The following is a 22480-nucleotide window of genomic DNA, read 5'->3' as shown; positions in this document are numbered from 1 at the left end:
GATCACGGGCAGTCCCACGGTCATGCTCGGGTTCGATTTCGGCCTCCGTTTTGGGATCAGCAAGAGCCAAGGGTTCTTCCTCGACACCACCGCCTACGCCAAGGACCCGGCCAACGGCAACGCCCTGGCCATCGTCGGTGGCCTGCCGGCGGAACTGGCCATCCGGGTGGACGCCCGCCTCGGCGGCCTCAACGCCACCGGCACGCTCGGCTTCCTGCAGGTCCGGGCCACCGATAGCGCCCAGTACCCGTCGCAGGTCACCGCCACGTTCGGCGTGGACCTCCGTGACCTCAACAGTGATAACCGCCTGACTCTCAACGAGATCACCTCGGCCACCGACCTCGGCCGGATCTTCTTTGCCAGGCTCAACGCCTTGGCCGACGTCAACCTCCAACTGTCGGCCGGGTTCGCCTCGACCGACTTCCCGTCGATCGGCCTCGGGTTCCATCTCGGCTGGACGTTCATCGACACCGACCCGGCGGCCGGCGGCAACCGTTACGGAGACGCCCCGACGGTGTCGTTCACCGACGTGACCTTCAACCCCGGTCAGGTGATCGAGTCGTTCGTCGGCCGACTGCTCCGCCAGGTCGATCAGGTGCTGGACCCGATCCGGCCCGTGCTGGAGATCCTCAATACCCCGGTCCCTGTGATTTCCGACCTGGCCGGGACGGTGACCCTGCTCGACGTCGCCAGGCTGTTCGGCTATGTCTCCGAGGACACCACTCGATTCCTCAATGGGGTGCAGCGGCTGCTCGATCTGGAGGAAGATCTGGCGCAGTTCGCCAGCGGTCAGTTGAACCTGGTGAATATCGGCAGCGCCTTGGTGGGCGGCGACCTGCGGACCGCGGCGGGGCTCGACGCCCTGACGCCCCAGTTCAGCAACCCGACCCTCAACCCGCTCGATCAGCTCACACCTACCCAACGGGAGTTCGTCGACAGCGCCACGCAAAGTCCCGACGACGGCGGGGTGGGAATTCAGCTCCCCCTGTTCACCGACCCCAAGAGCATCTTCAAACTCCTCTTCGGCCAGGACGTCACCCTGTTCTCGCTCACCCTGCCGAAACTCGGCGTGGAGGCCCGCTATCACCAGGCCATCCCGATTTTCCCGCCCTTCCTGACGCTCATCCTGGATGGCCGGATCGGGATGTCGGGCGAGCTCTCGTTCGGCTACGACACGTATGGCCTGCGAAGGGCGGAGGCAGGCGGCAATGCCTTCGATGGGTTCTACATCGATGCCGCCTCGAACCTCAACCTCTACGGCCAATTCACGGCCGCCGCCGCGGCCGGCGTTGAGTTGGATTTCGGAGTCGGCTCCCTGTCCGTGTTGGCCGGGGTGGAGGGGGGGATTTATACCAACGTCCGCTTCAGTCCGCACGACCCGAATCACGACGGCAAGGTCCGGTTTAGCGAACTGGCCAACAGCATCGAGCACTTTGGCGTCGGAGGCATCTTCGATACCTCGGGGGACCTCCACGCGGGGCTCGACGCCTTCATCCGGGCCGTCCTCGAGATCGACCTGGGCATCACGTCCATCGTCATCACTCTGATCGACGAACGGCTCGAGTTGTTCAAGGTCACCCTGATCGACTTCTCGAACGGCCGCCAGGTCGGCCAGGACGTGACCCCGGAGCCACTGGCCAGGCTGTCCGGGGGCACGTTGACCCTGAACAACCTCTACCACGACTTCACCGTCACCCGAGGGGCCAACACCAACCAGATCCTGATCGGCTCGGGCGGCCGGGTCGAGACGTACGACGGCGTTGCGCGACTGGCGTTCGACGACCAATCCGGCAGCGCCTCGAACACGATCAGGGTCGACGCCGCGGTCGCACTGCCCGTGACCCTGATCGGCGGGTCCGGGGCGGACCGATTCTCCTACGCTGGCAGCGGGCCGGCCCGCCTTGTCGGCAACGGCGGCAATGACGAGCTTCAAGGGGGAACCGGCAACGACACGATCTCCGGGGGCGCGGGCGACAACAACCTCAGTGGCGGAGGAGGCGACGACGCCATCTCCGCGGATGACGGCAACAACACGATCAACGGCGGGCTCGGCAACGACACCATTTACGTCGTCAACGGACGAAACCTCATCTACGGCGGTGACGGCAACGACCGGATCAACGCCGGCAACGGCGGCAACCGGATCTATGGCGGCTTCGGCGACGATACCCTCATCTCCGGGGCGGGGGACGACTTCCTCGCGGGCCAGGGGGGCAACGACGCCATCTCCGGCGCGGGCGGCAATGACGAGATCTACGGCGACTACACCGCGGCCGACAAGCCCGAATCGCAGTCCAGCGTCGGCAACGACACTCTCTTCGGGGGCGAGGGCAACGACTACCTCGATGCGGGACCGGGCAACGACGTCGCTTATGGAGGAGCCGGCGATGACGTCGTCTACGGCGGGCTCGGCAGCGATGCGCTTTACGGCGACTTCTTCCCTGGCGAAGTCGTCATCGGCAGCGCAGGCAACGATCTGCTGATCGCCGGAACTTCGCCCCAAGGGGGCGACGTCGAGTCCCGAAACACTCTCGAAGGGGGGGCGGGCGACGATACCCTCTACGGCGACGTCGGCGCAGACTCCCTCTACGGCGACCTGCACCCTTCCCGTCCGCCGCTCAGCGCGCCTGGTAACAACACGATTTATGGCCTGGGTGGGTCGGACACCTTCTTCGGCGGCGAAGGAAGCGACACGATTTATGCCGGGACCAATGCCGCCGGGGCCGGGACGAATCCGGGCGACCGCCCCTTGATCCACGGCGACCCCGCCGCGGCCGTCGGCAGCGCCGACCTCATCTACGGGGGGGCCGGTGCCGAGACAATTTATGGCGGCGCCGGCGCCGACCGGATCGACGGGGGAGCCGGCAACGACGTGATCTTCGGCGGCGCCGGGAACGACACCCTGCGCGGCGGCGTCGGAGACGACTGGCTCGTCGGTGAAGCCGGGGACGACCTGCTCCTGGGCGAAGAGGGACGTGACGTCCTCTGGGGTGGCTTCGCCTCCTGGAATGGGAACAACCTGGCGGTCGCGGCCGACTTCCGGCGGGACGACCCCAGCTACTTCCTGGCTCCTCCGTCCGACAGCAGCGCCCCGTTGCCCGACCTGGCCGGGTTCCGCACCCCGATGCTCGTCCCGACCCCAACGGCGGGCGGCTCGGTGGATGGACTCGACGACGACGGCAACGACGTCCTGAGCGGGGGCGACGCCACCGACTGGCTATTCGGCGGCGGCGGAGCGGACACCCTCAGAGGCGATGCCGGCAGTGATTACGTCGATGGAGGCGCGGGCCGTGACTTCGTCTCCGGTGGGGATGGCGACGACGTGGCCCGAGGCGGCAAGGAAGACGACGTCATCCGCGGCGACGCGGGAATCGACCAGGTCAGAGGCGATGCTGGGGACGACCTCGTCTTTGGCGATGTCGGCTCGGTGGCCCTGGTGGGCACGGTGGCCGTGCCCGCCAACGGCCGCCTGAGTGATGTGGCCCAGTTCACCCTCACCGTTAATGGAGTCACCAAGACCGTGACTTTGCCGGCGGCGAATAACAACAGCATCGACGACCTGGTGACCCAACTGAATGCCTCGCTGACGGCCGCGGGCCTGGGCAGCCTGGTCTCCGCCCGCCGCACCGGGGTGAACCGCCTGGCGCTTGTGGTGAGCGCCGGGGCGGCCGCGGACACGATCCGCATCACCGCCACCAACGCCGTGACCCAAACGCAGCTCGGTTGGTCGGACAACCAGGCGGCCGGCAGCGTCCAGGAGGGGCAGCGGCTCTGGGGCGGAGCCGGTTTCGACACTCTTTACGCCTACGCCGCCAGCTTCGACCTGGCCCAGGAATCAACCCAGGTCGGCGATGAGCTCCACGGCGGGACCGACGGCGACAAGCTCTATGGCAACCTGAGGCAGGACCGGCTCTGGGGCGACGACGGCAACGACTACCTCAGCGGCGACTACCTCGCGGGTCCGAGCTACGCTGCGAACACCAACTCCGCGACGGTCGGCGCCAATGACATTCTCAACGGTGGCGCCGGGCAAGACCAACTCTACGCTGGTGGAGGCGACGACGTCCTCTACGGCGGTCGCGACACCGACTGGCTCGAGGGCCAGGATGGTCACGACACCCTCTACGGCGGCTCGGGGGTGGACATCCTCGTGGCCGACGTCGATTCCCGGTACGCGGCGCTCGGCGACACACTCGACGGGTTCGGCGGGAACGGGCCGGGAACCAACGACGTAAACGATAACGCGGTGGATGTCCTTCTGATCCAGGGCGACCGCACATTCAACGCCGACGGCACGGTGGCGATCAACGACACGATCACGCTAAGCGAGACAGAGTCCGGAGCGCTGCATGTCGACTACAGTGGCCGAACATTCGATATCACCTGGCGCGACACCGCGGGCAATCCCCTGGTCAAGCAGTTCCAGGTGAATGGCCTGATGGGCAACGATACCCTGAAAGCCAACCTGAGCGCGGCGACCGCGGCGCAGCTCGCGGCCACGGGGACCTGGCAGACCGTCCTGGAAGGGGGACCCGGCGACGACACCCTCGTCGGGTCGGCCGGGCCGGACCATCTCTCCGGTGGCCCGGGCAGCGACCTGCTCTCCGGCAATGCCGGCGACGACCGTTTGTGGGGGGATGTGGGGGATGGCAACCCGCTGACTGACACCGACACTCTGTATGCCGGAGCAGGCAACGACGACCTCATTGGCGGCGTCGGCGCCAACAATCTCTACGCCTGGTCGCAGCAGCCCATCGACCTGACGATCGGTACGGTCCACTACTACGGGGTCTACCGCTACGGCAACCGATCGACCGGCCCGGTCGTGCCACTGGCCGACTTCACGGCAGCCAATGGTGTACCGGCCGGCGCCTTCCTCGAAGACACCGGGTTGAACCGGATGCTCGGATCACCCAGTACTACGCGGGGCGACCACCTTTACGGCGGCACCGGACTCGACTTCCTTTACGGCAACGGCGGCCCGGACACGCTCTACACCAAGGACGGAGCTCCGTTCGGCAGCACCGCGGGGACCAGCAACGATTCCGCGGCCTGGAAGGAATACGCGAAACAGAGCAACAAAGTGTGGTATCTCGGCGGGACGGCCGGCGACGACACAATCACGGTCAGCTACATCACCAACCCCTACAATCCGCTCTATGGTCGGCATCTGGTGAGCTTCAGCACCAGTGGCGCATTCGACCCGAGGTTCAACGGGTTTGACTCGTTCGACGCCTTCACCACGGACGCGCAACAAAATCCCCGCTCGATTCACGGCAATTTGGACCAGTTCCTCGACGTCCAATCGACCTATTTCAACCAGGCCGATGGTGTGTCGCTGACCGAGGAGAACTCCCTGGGCCGCTTCGCCGCGCTGAACCTGAGCGCGGTCGACATCGTGCGGAAGGTGTTCGGTCCTGAAGCGGATTTCCAGGCCATCCTCATCGACGCCGGCGCCGGCAATGACAAGATCACCATCGATCAGACGGTTCAGAAAACGGTGTGGGTGGATGGCGGCGACGGCAACGACACGATCACCGTGCGACCGGCGTTGGCCTTCTTGCCCGATCGAACTGATCCGGTCAACCAGCGCAACGACGCACAGTTCGCCGATCCGACCAAGGGCATCGCTGGGGCCTATCCACTGGGCACGTTATCAGCGAGCCGATCGTTCACCGGGCTGACGATCGATAGCAACCGCGCCGACAAGCCGGACACCGATTGGTATCAGTTCACATTGTCGGCGGCTCCATCGCCGGGGGATGTACTCTCTGTTATCGCCGGACACGACATCGCCAACCTCGGCTTCAAGTTGACGGTGGCCGGCGCGGCCGGCGACCTGTTCAGCTCGTTCACGGGAAGTCTGGACCTGGGAAGCCTCGCGGCCAACACACTCTATTACCTCCGGGTCGAAACCTGGTTCAACAACGCCCCTTCCGGGATCCCGTCGGACTACCGACTCGACGTTTTCCTGGCCGCGGGAGCCGACCGGACCGAGCCTAATAACACGCTGACTACAGCCTACGCCCTTGAAGGTCTGCCCTCGGTGGGCCGACTGACGAACCTGACGCTCAGTAGCCCCACCGATCAGGACTGGTTCCGGTTCACGGCCTCCGCGGGAACGAAGCTCCAGTTCACCCTCAACAACCTGACGCCCTCCTCCGTCCTGAATCTGATCCTGCTCGACCCGACCGGGACCGCGGTCGTCCCGGTGTCCGTCATCCCCATCGGAGGCTCGACCCTCTACGAATTCCCTAACGCCGTGGCCGACCCCTCCGGCGTCGGCTACCTCTTGGGCGTTCGGTTCGCCACGGGTAATCCGGCATCGGCCACGGCCGCGCGGTATGAACTGCTCACCAACGTTGGCCAACCGGCGCCCTCGGGCAATACTTCGCAGGCCAGCGCCTACGTATTGCCGGGGCTCGACTACGTCCAGCCGGTGCGGCAGGCACTCCCGCTGGTTCCGGTTGGCACCACTCAGGACGGCGTCTGGTTCCGGTTCACAGTGGATGCCGTTGGCATCACCGGCAAGGGGTTCCGGCTCCGAGCGTTGGACGCTCAGGGGCGATTCGACCCATCCAAAACGCTCCAGCTCGATCTGTACAACGCCAACAAGGTGAGGCTTGAGTCAGTCTCGGCCGCGGCCGGAACGGGGACGCTGGACTTCACCGACCGAATCGATGGGACCTACTTCCTGCGCGTGACTAATCTCTCGGCCGATGCAGCGATCAATCCCGCCGCTTTCGAGCTGACCTCCGCGTCTTCGCCGGCCATCCGATCGGTGTTGGATCTGGGGCTGACAGACCGTGTCGTGTCAATGGCCGCCGGCCCGCTGCCTGACTTCCGCAACGTCCTCGTGGGCGGGGCGGGCAACGACACGCTGATCGGCGGATCGGGGGCGGACTGGATCTTCGGAGGCGACGGCAACGACGTGCTCGTCGGCGGGCTCGACCACCAGACCGGCGACCTGCTCTTCGGCGGCGCGGGGGACGACCTGTTCCAGATCCTTCCCGATGACCTGCCGGCCGACCCGGCCACCGGCCGCGGCCAAGACCCTGGATTCGGCGGGGCCGACCTCTTCGTCGGTGGCGGCGGCTACGACCGAGCCTACCTCCGGGGCAGCGGCGACAAGGAGGGTAGCGACGTCAATCCCGAGGATAGCGGGAACGACTTCATCGTTGTTGGCTACGACCGATTCCTCCAGCGCTATCGGGTCGGGGCCCTGGTCCGGGATTCGACCACCGGCCATTTCGTCTACGACGCCTCATCCGGGCTCTACGCGGTGCGATACGCCTACTTCCAAGCCCGCGACCTCTCCGGCACCCTGATCGACCTGCTGGGGGGCCAAGACGTGCTGCACATGGACGGCGGCTACATGCTGGGGGGTGAGTCGTGGGGGATCTCGCGCGGCGACCTCCAGGCGGGGGCCTCGGCGTTCGCCAGTACCGAGGTGCGGGCCACAGGGGTCAGCGGCGGCATCGCCTCCGGCATCAAGATCGTCTATGGCGGAGTTGGGAACGACGTGATCCAGGGGGGGAGCTCGGCGGATTACCTCGCTGGCGGCGAGGGCGACGATCACGTCCTGGGCAATGGCGGCGACGACAAGGTCTTCGGCGGAGTGATGGCCGTGGGTGTTGTGCCGGCCGCGTTGCTGGCCGGCACACCTGAGGTCACAGGCCCGCCGATAACGTCTAGCGCCCACTCCTACGATTTCGCCACCTACGCCGTCGGGGTCGCCGCCCCGACACGGAACTGGCAGTTCACCGGTACGACATTGCCCTTGGCGGGGCCGACACAGTCGGTAGTGTCCGTCGCCAACACTCAGGCACTCGAAGGCGCCGGGGCCGACAATCGTCTTGGCCAGGTGACGAGCATCGGCGACTTCAACGGTGACGGCGTTGCCGACTACCTGGTCAGCCCCAGTTATGACCCTTCCTCGCCGCGCCCCGCCGATAACTCCGGCGGCGGCTGGAACAGCTATATCCTCTTCGGTCCGATCGATCCCAATACGCTCTTTCGTGCCGATACGAAAATCCCAAACAACGGCCTTCCGGTCATGAGGGTGCGCGGCTCGAACTGGTCGTATTCGGAATCGGCCCAGCCCGACGACATCGCCCGACTGACTCCCTTGTACCGAGTACCGGGGCAGGCTCAGCTCATCTCCGACGCCGTGGGAGCGACAGCACTGGGGTTGCCGGCACGGTCGTTTGGTAACATCCTGAGCGACGCCGACAGCAAGGTCCGCAACGATCTGGTTTTTGTCAAGCCAGTGGCCAATGGCGCCGAGGTTCGCATCGTGCCCGGCACCGCCACTCCGGCTGGCAACCACCTCGACACCGGCACGCCCAACATCAAGCGCATCAATCTCGGAACCGCCGACTGGTCCCGGCCCGATCTCCAGGTGCAGGTCTTCGACTACGACGGCGATGGCCTGGATGACGTGCTGATCCTCAAGCCCGACAAAGGCGTGAGCGACAGCGGGCCGACCATCACCGTTGGCTATCTGTTCCTCGGCAAGAAGCTCAACGGTAGGACCGGTCCCTTTACCGCCGCCGACGCGGCACTGGCGCTGACACTCAATCCGGTGACGCAGCCGAACTGGTCGTTCCAGTCGGCCGTCGTCGGGGATGTTAATGCTGACAGGAAAATGGACCTTCTTGTCGTCGACGAGAAAACGCAAGTGTCGCTGCCAAACGGATCCGGGAACCTGGGCACGGCCTACCTGTTCCTCGGCGGCGCCTTGGCGATGAACGATGCGAGTACGACCGTCTACGACCTGTCCGGCTCGGCCAGCTACGGTTGGCGTGACTTCGGACTGGGCGCCGCCTACTCCGTCGGCGACCTCAACCGTGACGGCTACGACGACATCGCCTTCGGTCGCGTCTTCGAGAACTTCGCCGGCAGCCACGGCGCCGGCAGTGTGTTCGTCCTCAGCGGCTCGAGCGACTACAAGTCCAATGGCGCCAGCACGTCACCCTTCCTAAATACTCCTGGGTCTGTCCCGATTGGAACGACGAACGTTCTCCTGGTCTCGGTCAGTCGGAATCTGGTGTCAGGCTCAGGCGCCGTGGCCTGGGGGGCGTTATCGGTGACCGCAGGCGACTTCGACGGCGATGGAGTGACCGACCTGGCAGTCGGCACGCCGAACGTCACCGAGGGAACATCGCTGACCAACCGCGCCGCAGGGATGACCTCGGTCGACTACGCAGGCCGAGTCTATGTCTTCGCCGGCGTGGGTTCGGTCAAGTCTGTCGGCCCACCCAAGGCGTCCCGGCTCAGTGATGCAAACGCCTATCTTCAAGGCGAGACGGGCGCCGACGGCTTCGGGGTCCTCCCCACGTCGCCGCGACTCGACCTCGACGGCAACCGGGCTGACGAGTTGCTCGTGGGAGCTCCCTCGGCCACCGTCTCGACCGTCCAGACGACCGCGAATGCGGGCCGCATCTATGTCGTCTACGGCGGCCAGATCGGAACCGTACCGCTGCCCAACACCTTCGAGCCGATCGTCAACCACACGATCCCGGGCGGCGGCGGCGGCAGCTATCTGGTCGATCCGGGAACCGGCCAACCGATCTCGACCCTGGGAAGTCTCCGTGCCACTGGGCCGATCAACTTCACCGGCGCCACGCTCCAACCCGGTGTGGACCCTCTCGGCCTGAAGGCCATTAATCGCTCCGATTGGACGGTGCTCGACGTGGGTAGTACGCCCAACATGAACCGCCGCTATCGGGCCAGTTCAGGCGTGGACACCGACGCCCTGTCGTTGCTGATCGACTTCAACTCCCCCTCGGGGAGCCGCCTGGCCGATTCCTGGCGAGCCGAGGCGACTTTAAGGATTCAGTCCTTGCAGGGGAAGGTCGGCGCATTCCTCGTCTTTGACTACAAGGGACCGACGGACTACAAATACGCGGGCGTCCGCTTCGAGCCCCCTTCGGCAGACAATGGCAACCAGACGCGATACTACTGGGAAATCGGCGTCCGCAATGCGACCGGCTGGAACCATATGTCTCAGAGCGATGCCGACGTCTCAATCGGGCAGGACTATCGGCTCTGGCTCACGGGAGCCGGCGCGGCGGTTGAGCTGAGCGTCTACGATGCCTCCAACAACTCCTACAAGGTCAAGACTCGCTTCACCTTCCCGGACCGGGTGAATGCCGGCGAGGTCGGCATCGGCGTGCGCGGCGCCATGACCGTGGACTTCGACGACCTGAACTTGTCCGAGCTGGAACGCTGGTACCAGTTTACCACGCTGGGCGACGGTGCATCCGGCGAGCAGATTCGGTTGCGTACGCAACCGGGCACCGGTGGAGAGCAGGCTTCGCGACCTGCCCAGCGGACCCTCTACACCAGTTCGCCAACCGGGTCCGCCACCGCCGACACCTTGGTTTCGGCCAGTTCGATCTCCGACAGCTTCACCACCTACGCGCCCAACGGCAGCGGAGGATACTCGGAGGTGAACGTAGGGACCGCCCTGGGAATCGTGGGGGGGGATCAGTCGGCAGGCGCGACCCGGTTCACGATGATTCAGTTCAATTTCGCGACGCTCCTGGCACTCGTCGAGAATCCCACCCAGATTGAGTCGGCGATCTTTTACTTGCACCTGAGCAACCTGGGCACGAATAACACAGGGACCCTCAGCCTGGAGATCCTCGACCTGGAACCGAATGGGGCCGATGCAAACGCTACATCGAGTCGAACCGATCTCGGCACGCCGACCTCGAAGGTTTATACGAGCGACCCCGGCAGTAGTTTCACCTCTCAGTTCGACCTGGGCAACGCGATCCGGAAAGCCCTCGAACTCGGCCGGACACGAATCGGGCTGCGGCTGAAGTGGTCGAACACGACCACCCCGCTCATTCTGCTTGCGGATGGGACCAACCGCCTGGAGATCGTGACCAAGGAGCGGCCAGGCGTTGTGGCCGATGTGGTCAGCAGCACTGGTCGCCGGCTGGCGACTGCGGCCGGGGTCGTCGACACGCGCGACTTCTCCGCCGGGAAATACTACGTCCGCGTCTACGACCCACTGGCGAGCCGGGGCCTCTCGTCTTATTCACCGGAGAGTCGGAGTTTCACCCTGGAGATCGCCCCGCCAATGTGGGGCGCCGCGGATAAGCCGACCGACCGCGACGAGGTCCGCGGCGGCGAGGGGAACGACACAGTCGCCGGCAACGCCCAGCTCGATCGCTTGGTCGGCGACAGCGGCATCGACACTTTCATCGGCGAGTTGGTGGAGGTGGTCGACTTCGGCCCGACCGACAACCCCAATCTCTCCGCCCCGCCAGCGGCTGAACGGATCAGCACGGTCGCTCCCTCGCAGAATCCCGTGGTGTACCTCATGACTGCGGAGGCTACCACCCCAGCTCTAGACGTCGCCAAAGCGCTGGGCCTGACGGTAGCCGACTCGGACAAGAATCTGCATTTGTCGAGGTCGTTGTACGCGTCGGACCTGGCCCAACTTGTGGAGTTGTATCTCTCGCCGGTTGTGACCGACCTGACCGGGCTGGAGTACGCGACGAACCTGGAATACCTGGGTCTCAACTGGACGAAGCCGCATCTAGATGGCAATGGCAACCCAATCAAGCTCACCAATGGCTTGGCTCCTCTGGAAGTCGGAGTTCGCCACGACAGCGAGACAGGCGAGCAGCTTGGGACATCGCACCTCCGGTTCCTGGAAATGGACTTCGCCACCCTGCCGGAGTACGACAGTGAGATCAGCCCAACGGGGTCATCGGGCCGCACTCCGCTCGACGCCCTCAAGACCCTGACCAGCCTGGTCTACTTCAGTGCCGACAACCCTGGAGTGGCCGATACGGACTATGACCTGGCACCGCTGACGCCGGACTACGCCATCGGGACCACGTCGCCAGTGTTGACGGGCGGGGTGGGCGACCTGAAGTGGCTGAGCCTCAATAACATCATCCTCGGCACGACGACCTCCCTGGCCCCACTCCAGAAATTGGAGACGCTGCAATCGCTGGCCTTGAACAACACAGGTCTAAGTGACATCAGCGTCCTGCCCTGGTTGCCAGCGCTCACAAACCTCGAGTTGGCGGGTAATCAGATCAGGCGGGTGGACCGCCTGACCGGCATGGCGGTGGTGGACAATGCGGACGCGGGCTTCAGTCTCACAGGCACGGCCTGGGTGGGGGGGCCAAATCCTGGGGCATTCGGTGGCGACTACCGGTTGCTGCCGGCCTACGCCGATGCCGCCAATACCGCCACCTACAACGTGACCGGCCTGCTGCCGAACACCGAGTACGACCTGTATGTCACCTGGACCGAGGGCGAGGGCCGGACGGAGAAAGCCCGGTACAGCATCTCGGGTGGGGCAGCCGGCCTACTGGGGACCGTGGACGTCTCACAACAATACGCGCCAAGCGGATCGCAGTACGGCGGCCGGCCCTGGCAGAAGTTGGGGACGTTCACCACCGGTTCGGACGGGACGTTCCATGTCGTTCTGGCAAACGCCGGGACCGGACTGCTGTCGGCCGACGCACTGCGGTTCGAGCGGCCACTCACGTCCACCGGGACGCGGCTGGAGTTGCCGAACCTTACTTCGCTCGACCTCCAACGCAACCCACTGGGTAATGCGGCGTTCGCCGCGGACCTGACGGTGCTTCAGGCCCGGCTGGGGACCGGGTTGCGCTTCGACGCCAACCAGGCCCCCACCATGACGCCGCTGGGACCGGTGACGCTGAACTCCGGTCAGCAGATGGTCATCCCCTTGGCTGCCGCCGATCCAGAATACAACGTCATGCTCGTGGACGCGGCCGGCTCGATCCTGCGTTTCGACCGCCAATCCGGGGTTCCCGGTCAGCCGGTGACGCTGGTCGCTAATGCGGTTATCGCGGACCACGGTGCGGCAGTGCTCGGCCCGGACGGCAACGTTTATATCGCCGGGAGCAACGGGGGTAACATCTACCGCTACAGCGCCAAGACCGGCCAGCCGATGCCCGCACCTGGCCTTTCCGGTGCGTTGTTCTGGACCAATAACCTGGGATCGACGATCGGCGACCTCGTCTTCGGGGCTGATGGGCGGCTGTACGCCGGCAATAATGGCAAAATCCTGAGGTTCGACCAAGCTGGCGGCACCTTGCCGAGTACGTTCGTAACACTGACCGAGGGCATCCGCGGAATGACGCTGGGGCCAGACGGCCACCTCTACGTGACAACGTCGGAGGCCCACGTAATGCGCTTCGACGGACGGACTGGGGCCGCATTGCCCGCTCCCGGTCGATCCTCCGCGCTCTTCGTGCCAGGCGGGCTGATCAACCCATTCGGCCTCGCTTTCGGCCCGGACGGCAACCTGTACGTCGCCACTAATAACGGCAACCCAGGCGGTGAAAATCGAGTCAGACGGTACGATGGCTCGACTGGAGCTTACCTGAACGATTACCTATCGCTGCCAACCGACGCGGCCAGCAGACCCTACTGGTTACGGTTCGACCCGGCCGACGGCAGTCTGTATGTATCGATTTCCAACGCCATCGTTCGTTATACGTCTCCGACCTCGTCCCAGACGGTGGCGACCGTCCCGGGCGCGGTCACGCCGCGTGCCTTGTTCCTACCGTCGGTGACCTACACCGCAACCTCGAGCAATCCCAATGTGATGGCGACCGTGGTTGGTGACAAGCTCGTTCTCACGGCCGCTCCCAGCTTCGCTGGGGGCATCTATGTCACAGTCATCGCCACGGACGGGCCCAGCCTGTATGGGCCGGGCGGGCGGACAGCCAGACAAACGTTTGACGTGCTGGTTCATCAGATGGCCCTCCCACCGACGAACACTCCACCGGAGTTGGGCGAGGAATTTCGGGCCAACACCTTCAACTTGAGTGGTTCGTGGAATGAACCGCGTGTCGCCGAGCTTAGCGACGGCGGCTTCCTGATTACTTGGGACTCGAGCGGTCAGGACGGCAGCGACTTTGGTGTGTACGCGCAGCGATACCGGGCCGACAAGACACCGGTTGGCGGCGAATTCCGCGTCAACACCTTCACCAACAGCATCCAGTATCAACCAAGCGTGGCTGGCCTGAACGACGGCGGATTTCTCATCACCTGGGCTTCGTTAGGCCAGGACGGCAGCGACTTTGGTGTGTACGCGCAGCGATACCGGGCCGATGGGACACCGGCCGGCGGTGAGTTCCGCGTCAATACCTACACCAACCGCAGCCAAGATCAACCAAGCGTGGCTAGCCTGGCCGACGGCGGGTTCATCATCACTTGGTCCTCGGTAGACCAGGACGGCAACAGCTTCGGTGTGTATGCACAGCAATACAAGGCGGACGGCACACCGCTCCATGGGGAATTCCGCGTCAACTCGTATACCACCAACGTCCAGTATAATTCGAGCGTGGCTGGCCTGGCCGACGGCGGGTTCCTCATTACTTGGGAATCGTACGGCCAGGACGGCAGCGAGATCGGCGTGCACGCGCAGCAATATCGGGCAGACGGTACACCAGCCGGCAGCGAATTCCGCGTTAACACCTACACCAACAGCCTCCAATATCAACCAAGCGTGGCCAGCCTAACCGGCGGCGGGTTCCTCATTACTTGGTCCTCGGTAAACCAGGACGGTAACAGCACCGGTGTATACGCACAGCGATACCGGGCCGACGGGACACCGGTAGGCGGCGAATTCCGCGTTAACACCTACACCAACGACACCCAGAATCAACCGAGCGTGGCTGGCTTAGCAGACGGCGGATTTCTCATTACCTGGTCCTCATTAAACCAGGATGGCGGCCACGATGGTGTATATGCACAGCAATACCGGGCGAATGGGACACCGGTAGGCGGAGAATTCCGTGCCAACACCGACTCCCTCATCTCCGTCTACCCAAATCCGATCCAATTACATCCAGCTATTACCGGCTTGAGTGAGGGCGGATTCCTTATCATCTGGTCATGGTCAGGCGATAATGGCAACGGCGTTGGCATATACGCTCGGCCAGGGAATACGACCAACCAGGTTCCCGCTACACCAAATCACCTTACCGGGATTACCTTCAATGATCTCAACAAAAACGGCAATCAGGATGCAAATGAACCTGGGATCGAGGGAGTCACGATCTACCTCGATCTGAATAATAGTGGAGGTTTTGATCTCGGCGAACCGAGGACGATCACCGACGTCGACGGTCGCTACGCGTTTACTAATCTTCAACCAGGGACTTACCTTGTTGGAGAAATCAACCCACCTTCATGGGCTCACACGTTCACCGGAAGCACTTACGTGCTGATGCCGGCTCCAGAACTAGCAAATAGCACAAATCCGTATCCGTACACGCCTATCCCATTCAAAAATTCTCTCTATTTCGTAGACAACATGGGAGACGGCCGAGGTCAAGAATTGTGGCGATTCGACGGGGTCACGGCGACGCTGGTTGGTGACTTGAACCCTGGCGTCCTCGGGTCCAACCCTTGGGGCTTTACTATTTTTGAAAACAATCTCTACTTCTATGCAACCTGCAATCCGCAGGGCGGAAAAGGAGTCTGGCAGTACGATGGGACGACCCTTACCCAAATCACGGTGGGTACCACTGGGAGTCCGTTTGTCGGAAGCATTATTGGGCTTAGCATAACCACGAACAACGGCCTCTACTTTATCGGCGATGGAAATGACGGGGCGGGGCAGTCACTTTGGCAAATCCTGGGTACGACGACGACCCGAGTAGTGAGAGGCTCGACGCAGGGGTCCGGAGCGTTTCACCCAAACTCCGACAACGCCACAGTAAACAACGACCTCTATTTCACGAGCCAAGACTCCCCCGGCAGCAGTATGTATTTGTGGCGATACGACGGGGCGAACCTGACTCAGATCCTCGTAGGAACTCTGGAAGATCCCGTTTACTTGATTTACAACCTAGACATTATCAACGACACATTATATTTCAACGCAGATGGCCGCGATGGAACGGGGACGGAACTGTGGCAATACAACGGGACGACAGCAACGCGTGTGAGCGATATCGCCCCTGGAGAGAATAGCTCGTACCCTAACCACACGACAGAGATCACAGGTTCTGGAACCAACGTCTACTTCTCAGCACAGGACGGCCAGAGCCTGATTTGGGTCTGGCGATATGACGGGGCGACGGTGACGAAGGTTGCGACTGGGACCTCTCAGAATGGACTGGCGTCTCCCCGCTTATTGACGCTGATCGAGGGGACAACCTTTGTGGTTGCAGACGGTGGAGACGGGGCGGGGGAGGAACTATGGCGGATCATCGACTCGACCGCGACCCGACTCGCCGACATCAATCCGGGGGGGGGCAGTTCCAATCCGACAACCTTCACAAGCGTTGGATCTGACGTTTACTTCACGGCAATAGACCAATTCAATAATGGCCTGTATCGTTATTCCGGAGGAACCGTAACCAAGGTGACGGTCGGGTCCACCACCAATGGATTCTTGAACGTCGAAAAGCTATGGTCCGTCGACGGTGCCCTGTACATCTCGGGCGACGGCGGAGACGGGGCGGGAATGGAGCTTTGGCGGATCACCGGTTCGGCCGCAATCCGCTTGACTGACATCAATCCAAGGACCTACGGCTCCAATCCAACGCACCTCACAAGCATTAACGGCAATCTATACTATTACACAAGAGACGACACAAACACTAATAAATGGCGGAAAATCATTCCGTTCGTACCCGGGCGATTGGCGGTAACCTTGAAGGGGGGAGAGATCGCGCAGGGGATCGACCTGGGCAACGCTCAGGTCCTGTACGCCGGGCCGGACCTTGGGTTCAGCTCGCCTCGGCTGGAGAATGAGGCGGTCACGAGCCTGGTCAGTGTAAGCTTGCCGGAGGGCACGGCGTATACGATCGCCTGGACCGTTGCGGGGGGACCGATCGTTGGTGCTTCGAGCGGGACCAACAATCTTGTCGTGTTCACTCCGGGCGACAACGGTATCTACACGATCACGGTCACCGTCACGGTGGCCGGACAAACCTTCACGGACACGGTCGCGGTCCGCGTGACCAACGTCGCGCCGACGGCGAATGTGACTTTTGGCCCGGCCTCGCCAATCGAGGGGACGCCGATCACGCTTCATGCCAACGCGTCAGACCCTGGTGGTACCGACTTGACGGGCAACAGCTATGCCTGGACCGTCACCGCCTCGAACGGCCAGGTGGTGAATACAGCTGGCTGGGGGGCGAATCCCTCCTTCACACCGACCGATAACGGCATCTACACGATTTCTCTCACCGTCACCGATAAGGACGGCGCCTCGGTCAGCCCGAGCAGTGTCCTGATCAACGTGGCTAACGCCGACCCAATTCTCTCCGTGCCTCCTCCGACCGGGACCATCTTTGAAGGAAGCACGGTCAGCCTAACGCCGATGTTCTCAGACCCGGGTGCCGCGGATTCGACCGGCCTCACCGGGACCTGGACTGTGACCGGCCCGGGCAACTTCTTCGCCTCTGGAACGGCCGTCTCAGGAACACCGTTCAGCTTTATCCCGCCCCTGTTCACGCCGGCGGGCGGATCTTACATCGTCACCGTGACGGTGCCGGACAAGGACCTCGGGGTCACGACCGTCACCATCCCGATCGCAGTCGCCGCCGCGCCTCCGTCCGGGGTCACGCTCGTCGATCAGACCATCAATGTGGGAAACACGGCCCACTACCACGCGATCTTGGGAACGACATTCACCGATCCAGGCGGATTCAACAACTCGTATAGCTACCTGTGGCAAGTCTTCAAGGCCGACCAGACCACGCTCCAGACCAGCGGCAACGGCGCCGACTTCGCCTTCTCGGTGCTGACTACCGGCGTTTATTGGGTTCGGCTCACCGTCACCGACAACGCCAACCTCAGCGTCTACAACACCACCCTGGCTAGGCTTCAGTTCCGCAACCTGCCGCCGCACATCCTCGGGGTCACGGCCCCGGCCAACTCGCAGGAGGGATCGCCGGTCGTGCTCAACGGGACCTTCCTCGACCCCGGGCCGGACGAGACGGCGACTGTCACCTGGGTGGTCACCGGCCCGAACGGGTACTCGATCAGCGAAGTGATTCACTCGGCCGGGACGGCTTCCACTTTCACGTTCACCCCACCGGGCGAGGGCAACTACACAGTCCGGTTCCAGGTCAGCACCAACGGTGGTTCATCCTTCACCGAACGGACCGTCGCCGTCGCCAACGTGAAGCCGGTCATCACGACTCAACCGACGGCTCTCACGCTGGCCGAGGGGGCGTCGCTCACCGGCTCGGCCGCCTTCACCGACCCAGGCACCGATACCTGGACCGCCCTCATCGACTACGGCGACGGCACGGTCTTGCCGGCGACCGTCACAGGCCACGCTTTTTCGTTCGGCCACGCCTACGCCGACAATGGAACCTATCTGATCCGGGCCACGGTCTCCGACGGACTCGACGCGAGCGTCACCGTCAGCCTCATGACGGTGACCGTCACCAACGTTGCGCCGACGGCCGCGTTCGGTGCCTTGTCACCCGCCTCGCCCGGAGCCGCGACGGTCGGGTTCTCGAACCCGGCGGACCCGTCCCGTACGGATGCCTCCGCTGGATTCCGTTATAGTTACGACTTCAACAATGACGGCATCTGGGACCTTGGCGACGGCACCTTCGCCGGCGGTGTCCCCAGCGCATCCGCCGCGTTGCCGGTGACTCGCGTCGGCACATACACGATCAAGGGGCGCATCGTCGATAAGGATGGCGGCACGACCAACGCCACAGCCGACGTCATCGTTATCCCGGCCGCCGGGCAGGTCTCGACGCCGCAAAACACGCCGACTCAACTCGACCTGCGTGCTCTGTTGCAGTCGCAGCCGACGAACTGGCAAACGCTGAGCTTCAGCGTCGTTGGCGCCCCCGACGTCTCGGCCGTGCTCCTCGCCGACGGCCACACCGTCCAGTTCACTCCGCGAACCGGGTACACAGGGACCAAGTCGCTCGACTTCGCAGTCGAATTTCAGGCCGCCGGGCAGTCCGGCTCGCAGTCGACCACCGGCACGGTGGCGGTGACCGTCACGCCAAACCAGAACTCAGCCACGATCCAGGGCGTGGTCTTCAACGATGGCTCGACTCAGCCAGCGCCGATTACCTCGATCACCGTAACGCTCATCGGCACCGTGTTTCTCGAGCCAGGGGCGCTGCGGTTGACCCGGTTGAGCGACAACCTCGACATCGGTCTGCAAGTCGGCACCACCTACCAGAACGGGCAGACCGTCGCTCGCCTGACCTTCACCGGCCCGGGAGTGGTGCTCGGCGCCCTGGCAAACAACAACTACCAGCTCACGGTCGTCGCGGCTCACGTGCTCGACGGCCACGGGCAGGCCCTCGACGGCGACGGGAACGGCCAAGCCGGTGGCGACCGGCAATTCTCGCTGGTGGGCGACGCGACGCCCCCCACGGTGTCGTTCCTCGGCCAGCCGCCGGCCATTGATGGCTCGACGACGGCGACGTTCACCTTCAAGGGCACGGACGACCTGACGGCGGCCGGCAATCTGACCTACCAGGTAAGCTTTGATGGTGGCCCCTTTGTTCCGGCGACCAGCCCGAAGACTTATGCCGGCCTGTCCTCCGGAACGCACACCTTCCTGGTGAGGTCCATCGATCTGGCCGGCAACATCGGCGCCCCGATCAGTTACACCTGGACGGTGGCGAGCGCGGGGAGTACGCCGGTGGTCATCGACGATGGCGGCCCGGGGTACAGCGGGACCGGAACCTGGGTCAGTTTTGCCGGCGGGCATGGTGGTACGGCTCGCTTCGCGGCTCCGACCGCTGGCGCGGCCACGGCCACGGCCGCCTGGCTGCAAACGGGTCTGGCGGCCGGCCTTTATGAGGTGCAGGTGACCTGGCTTGCCGGCGGCAACCGCGCGACCAACGCACCGTATCGGATCTATGACGGCAACACACTGCTCAAGACCGTGCGAGTCGATCAACGCAGCACGCCCTTGGGGGGTCTGACATTGGGCGGTGTGGTGTTCCAAAGCCTGGGGACCGTCACCATCACCGGCGGCTCGCTCCGCGTCGAACTGGGCAATGACGCTGACGGCTACGTCATCGCCGACGCCGTGCGGCTCGCGGCCTCGGCCCCGGTGCTCCCGGCCCTCGTCGACGAAGGCCATCCAGGATACAGCGGCACCGGCCCTTGGGTGGGCTTCGCCGGCGGGCACGGCGGCACCGCCCGCTACATCACCCAAGGAGACGGCTCAGCCACAACCACCTGGATCCAATCGGGCCTCACGCCCGGTTCCTACGAAGTGCAGGTGACCTGGCTCCCCGGCGGCAACCGCGCCACCAACGCCCCTTACCGGATCTATGACGGAGCCACACTGCTCAAAATCGTCCGAATCAACCAGCGGCTGTCACCAGCCGGCGGCGCGACGACCAGCGGCGTGACGTTCCAGAGCCTGGGCGTGTTCGCAACCGCCAGCGGCTCGCTCCGTGTGGTCCTGGGCAACGACGCCGACGGCTATGTCATCGCCGACACCGCACGCATTGAGACTTCGGCCCCGGTGCTCCCGGCCGTCGTCGACGATGGGACCCCCTGGCACAGTCAGGCCGGGGCGTGGATCAACTTCACCGGCGGCTATAGTGACACGGCCCGCTACATCGCGCCCGGGGACGGCTCGGCCACCGCGGCCTGGCTCCAAGCAGGGCTCACGCCCGGCTCTTACGAAGTGCAAGTGACCTGGCTCCCCGGTGGCAACCGGGCCACCAACGCCCCCTACCGGATCTACGACGGCAACACCCTGATCAGTACCATCCGGCTCAATCAACGCAACGCACCGGCCGGAGGAGTGACAACCGGTGGCGTGACGTTCCAGAGCCTGGGCGTGTTCGCAACCGCCAGCGGCTCGCTCCGCGTGGTCCTGGGGAATGACGCCGACGGCTACGTCATCGCCGACGCCGTCCGGGTTGCCGTCCTCGCCCCGGTGCCCCCGGTCTTGCCGCTGGTCATCGACGACGGAGCGGGGCACAGCAAGGCCGGGCCTTGGGTGAGCTTCGCTGGCGGTTATGGCGGGACGGCCCACTACATCACCTCGGGCGACGGCTCAGCCACCGCCTCCTGGCAGCAAACCGGCCTCATCCCAGGCAGCTACGATGTGCAGGTCACCTGGCTCGCCGGCGGTAACCGGGCCAGCAATGCCCCCTATCGGATCTACGACGGAAATGTGTTGGTCGGCACGATCCGGATCGATCAGCGGACCGCGCCGTCCGGGCCTTTGGTGGGCGGCCTGGCATTCCAGAGCCTGGGCCTGTTCTCCATCCAAAGCGGAGTGCTCCGTGTCGTCCTGGCCAACGACGGCGACGGATTCGTCATCGCCGATGCCATGCGAATCAGCGAACCGCCCACCGGACCGATCGTCGTCATCGCCGACGACGGCCAGGCGGGGTCCAGCCAGACGGGTTCGTGGGTCAGCTTCGCCGGTGGATACGGCGGAACCGCACGATATATCGCCCCGGGCGACGGTTCGGCCATTGCTTCATGGCAGCAAACCGGCCTCACGCCGAGCAGCTATGACGTTCAGGTCACCTGGCTCGCCGGCGGCAACCGAGCTACCAACGCCCCCTACCGGATCTACGATGGCAACACCCTGATCAAGACCGTCCGAATCAATCAGCGCAACGCGCCGACGGGAGGGGTGGCGACCGGCGGGGTGGTCTTCCAAAGCCTGGGCACGGTCACCATCAACAGCGGCTCGCTCCGCGTCGAGCTGGCGAACGACGGCGACGGGTTCCTGATCGCCGACGCCGTCCGCATCGCCACCGCCAGTGCCTTGCAGGCCGAGGGCAGCCCGAGCGCCCAGGCCGGCGAAACATCGCTCTCTCTTGCCGACCTGATGCCCATCGCCGACGCCGCCATCGCACGCTGGCAGGCCGCGGGCATCGACGCCGCCCAACTGACGGTCCTGCGGGCCGCACGACTTCAGATCGCCGACCTCCCCGGCGACGAACTGGGCACGGCCGGGATCGATGGAATCGTGATCGACGCCGGCGCCGCCGGATACGGCTGGTTCCTCGATCCCTCCCCCGAGGAAGACTCCGAGTTCGCCCCGGACTCGACAATCCCGACCCCTGCCGGGATCGATTTGCTCACCGTCCTGGAACATGAGTTCGGCCATCTGCTGGGCCTTGGCCACGTCGGACCCACCGACTCCGACGACCTGATGGCCGAGTCGTTGCGGCCCGGGGTCAGGCGGGTCCCCCAGACGCTGGATCGAGTCGAACCAACAACGGCGGGCGAGGCACCCGCGAGGATTCTCCTCAACATCGCCACCGCATCGACGAAGGACTCGCCTTTTGCTTTTGCCTCGAGTCCCGTGACAGGTTCGACGCTGGGGCCGATCGGCCCCCAGACGGCGATCGGCGCACCCACCCAGCGGGTGACCGGACGTCCCCACCCCCGCCCCGTTCATCGGCTCCGTCCCCTCCGCCTGGCCGAGGGGACGGCCAACTCACTCGGGCGATCAAGGCGGGACGCGAGCGGCACTTTCCAGAAGGACTGA

1 protein-coding gene (running past one end of the window) is annotated in these 22480 nt (G+C 64.3%); it reads left to right on the top strand.

What is annotated here, in order from left to right; all coding sequences use genetic code 11:
• Positions 1-22480: the 3' portion of a golvesin C-terminal-like domain-containing protein gene (locus V5E97_RS09225; RefSeq protein ID WP_406699031.1), read on the top strand. The gene continues 4850 nt to the left of window position 1, outside the view; the window shows 22480 of its 27330 coding nt (coding positions 4851-27330); the start codon falls outside the window, past its left edge; its stop codon occupies positions 22478-22480.

The sequence above is a fragment of the Singulisphaera photorubra genome (assembly GCF_045290345.1).
GTDB lineage: Bacteria > Planctomycetota > Planctomycetia > Isosphaerales > Isosphaeraceae > Singulisphaera.
This window is presented reverse-complemented; position numbering and strand designations above follow the sequence as displayed.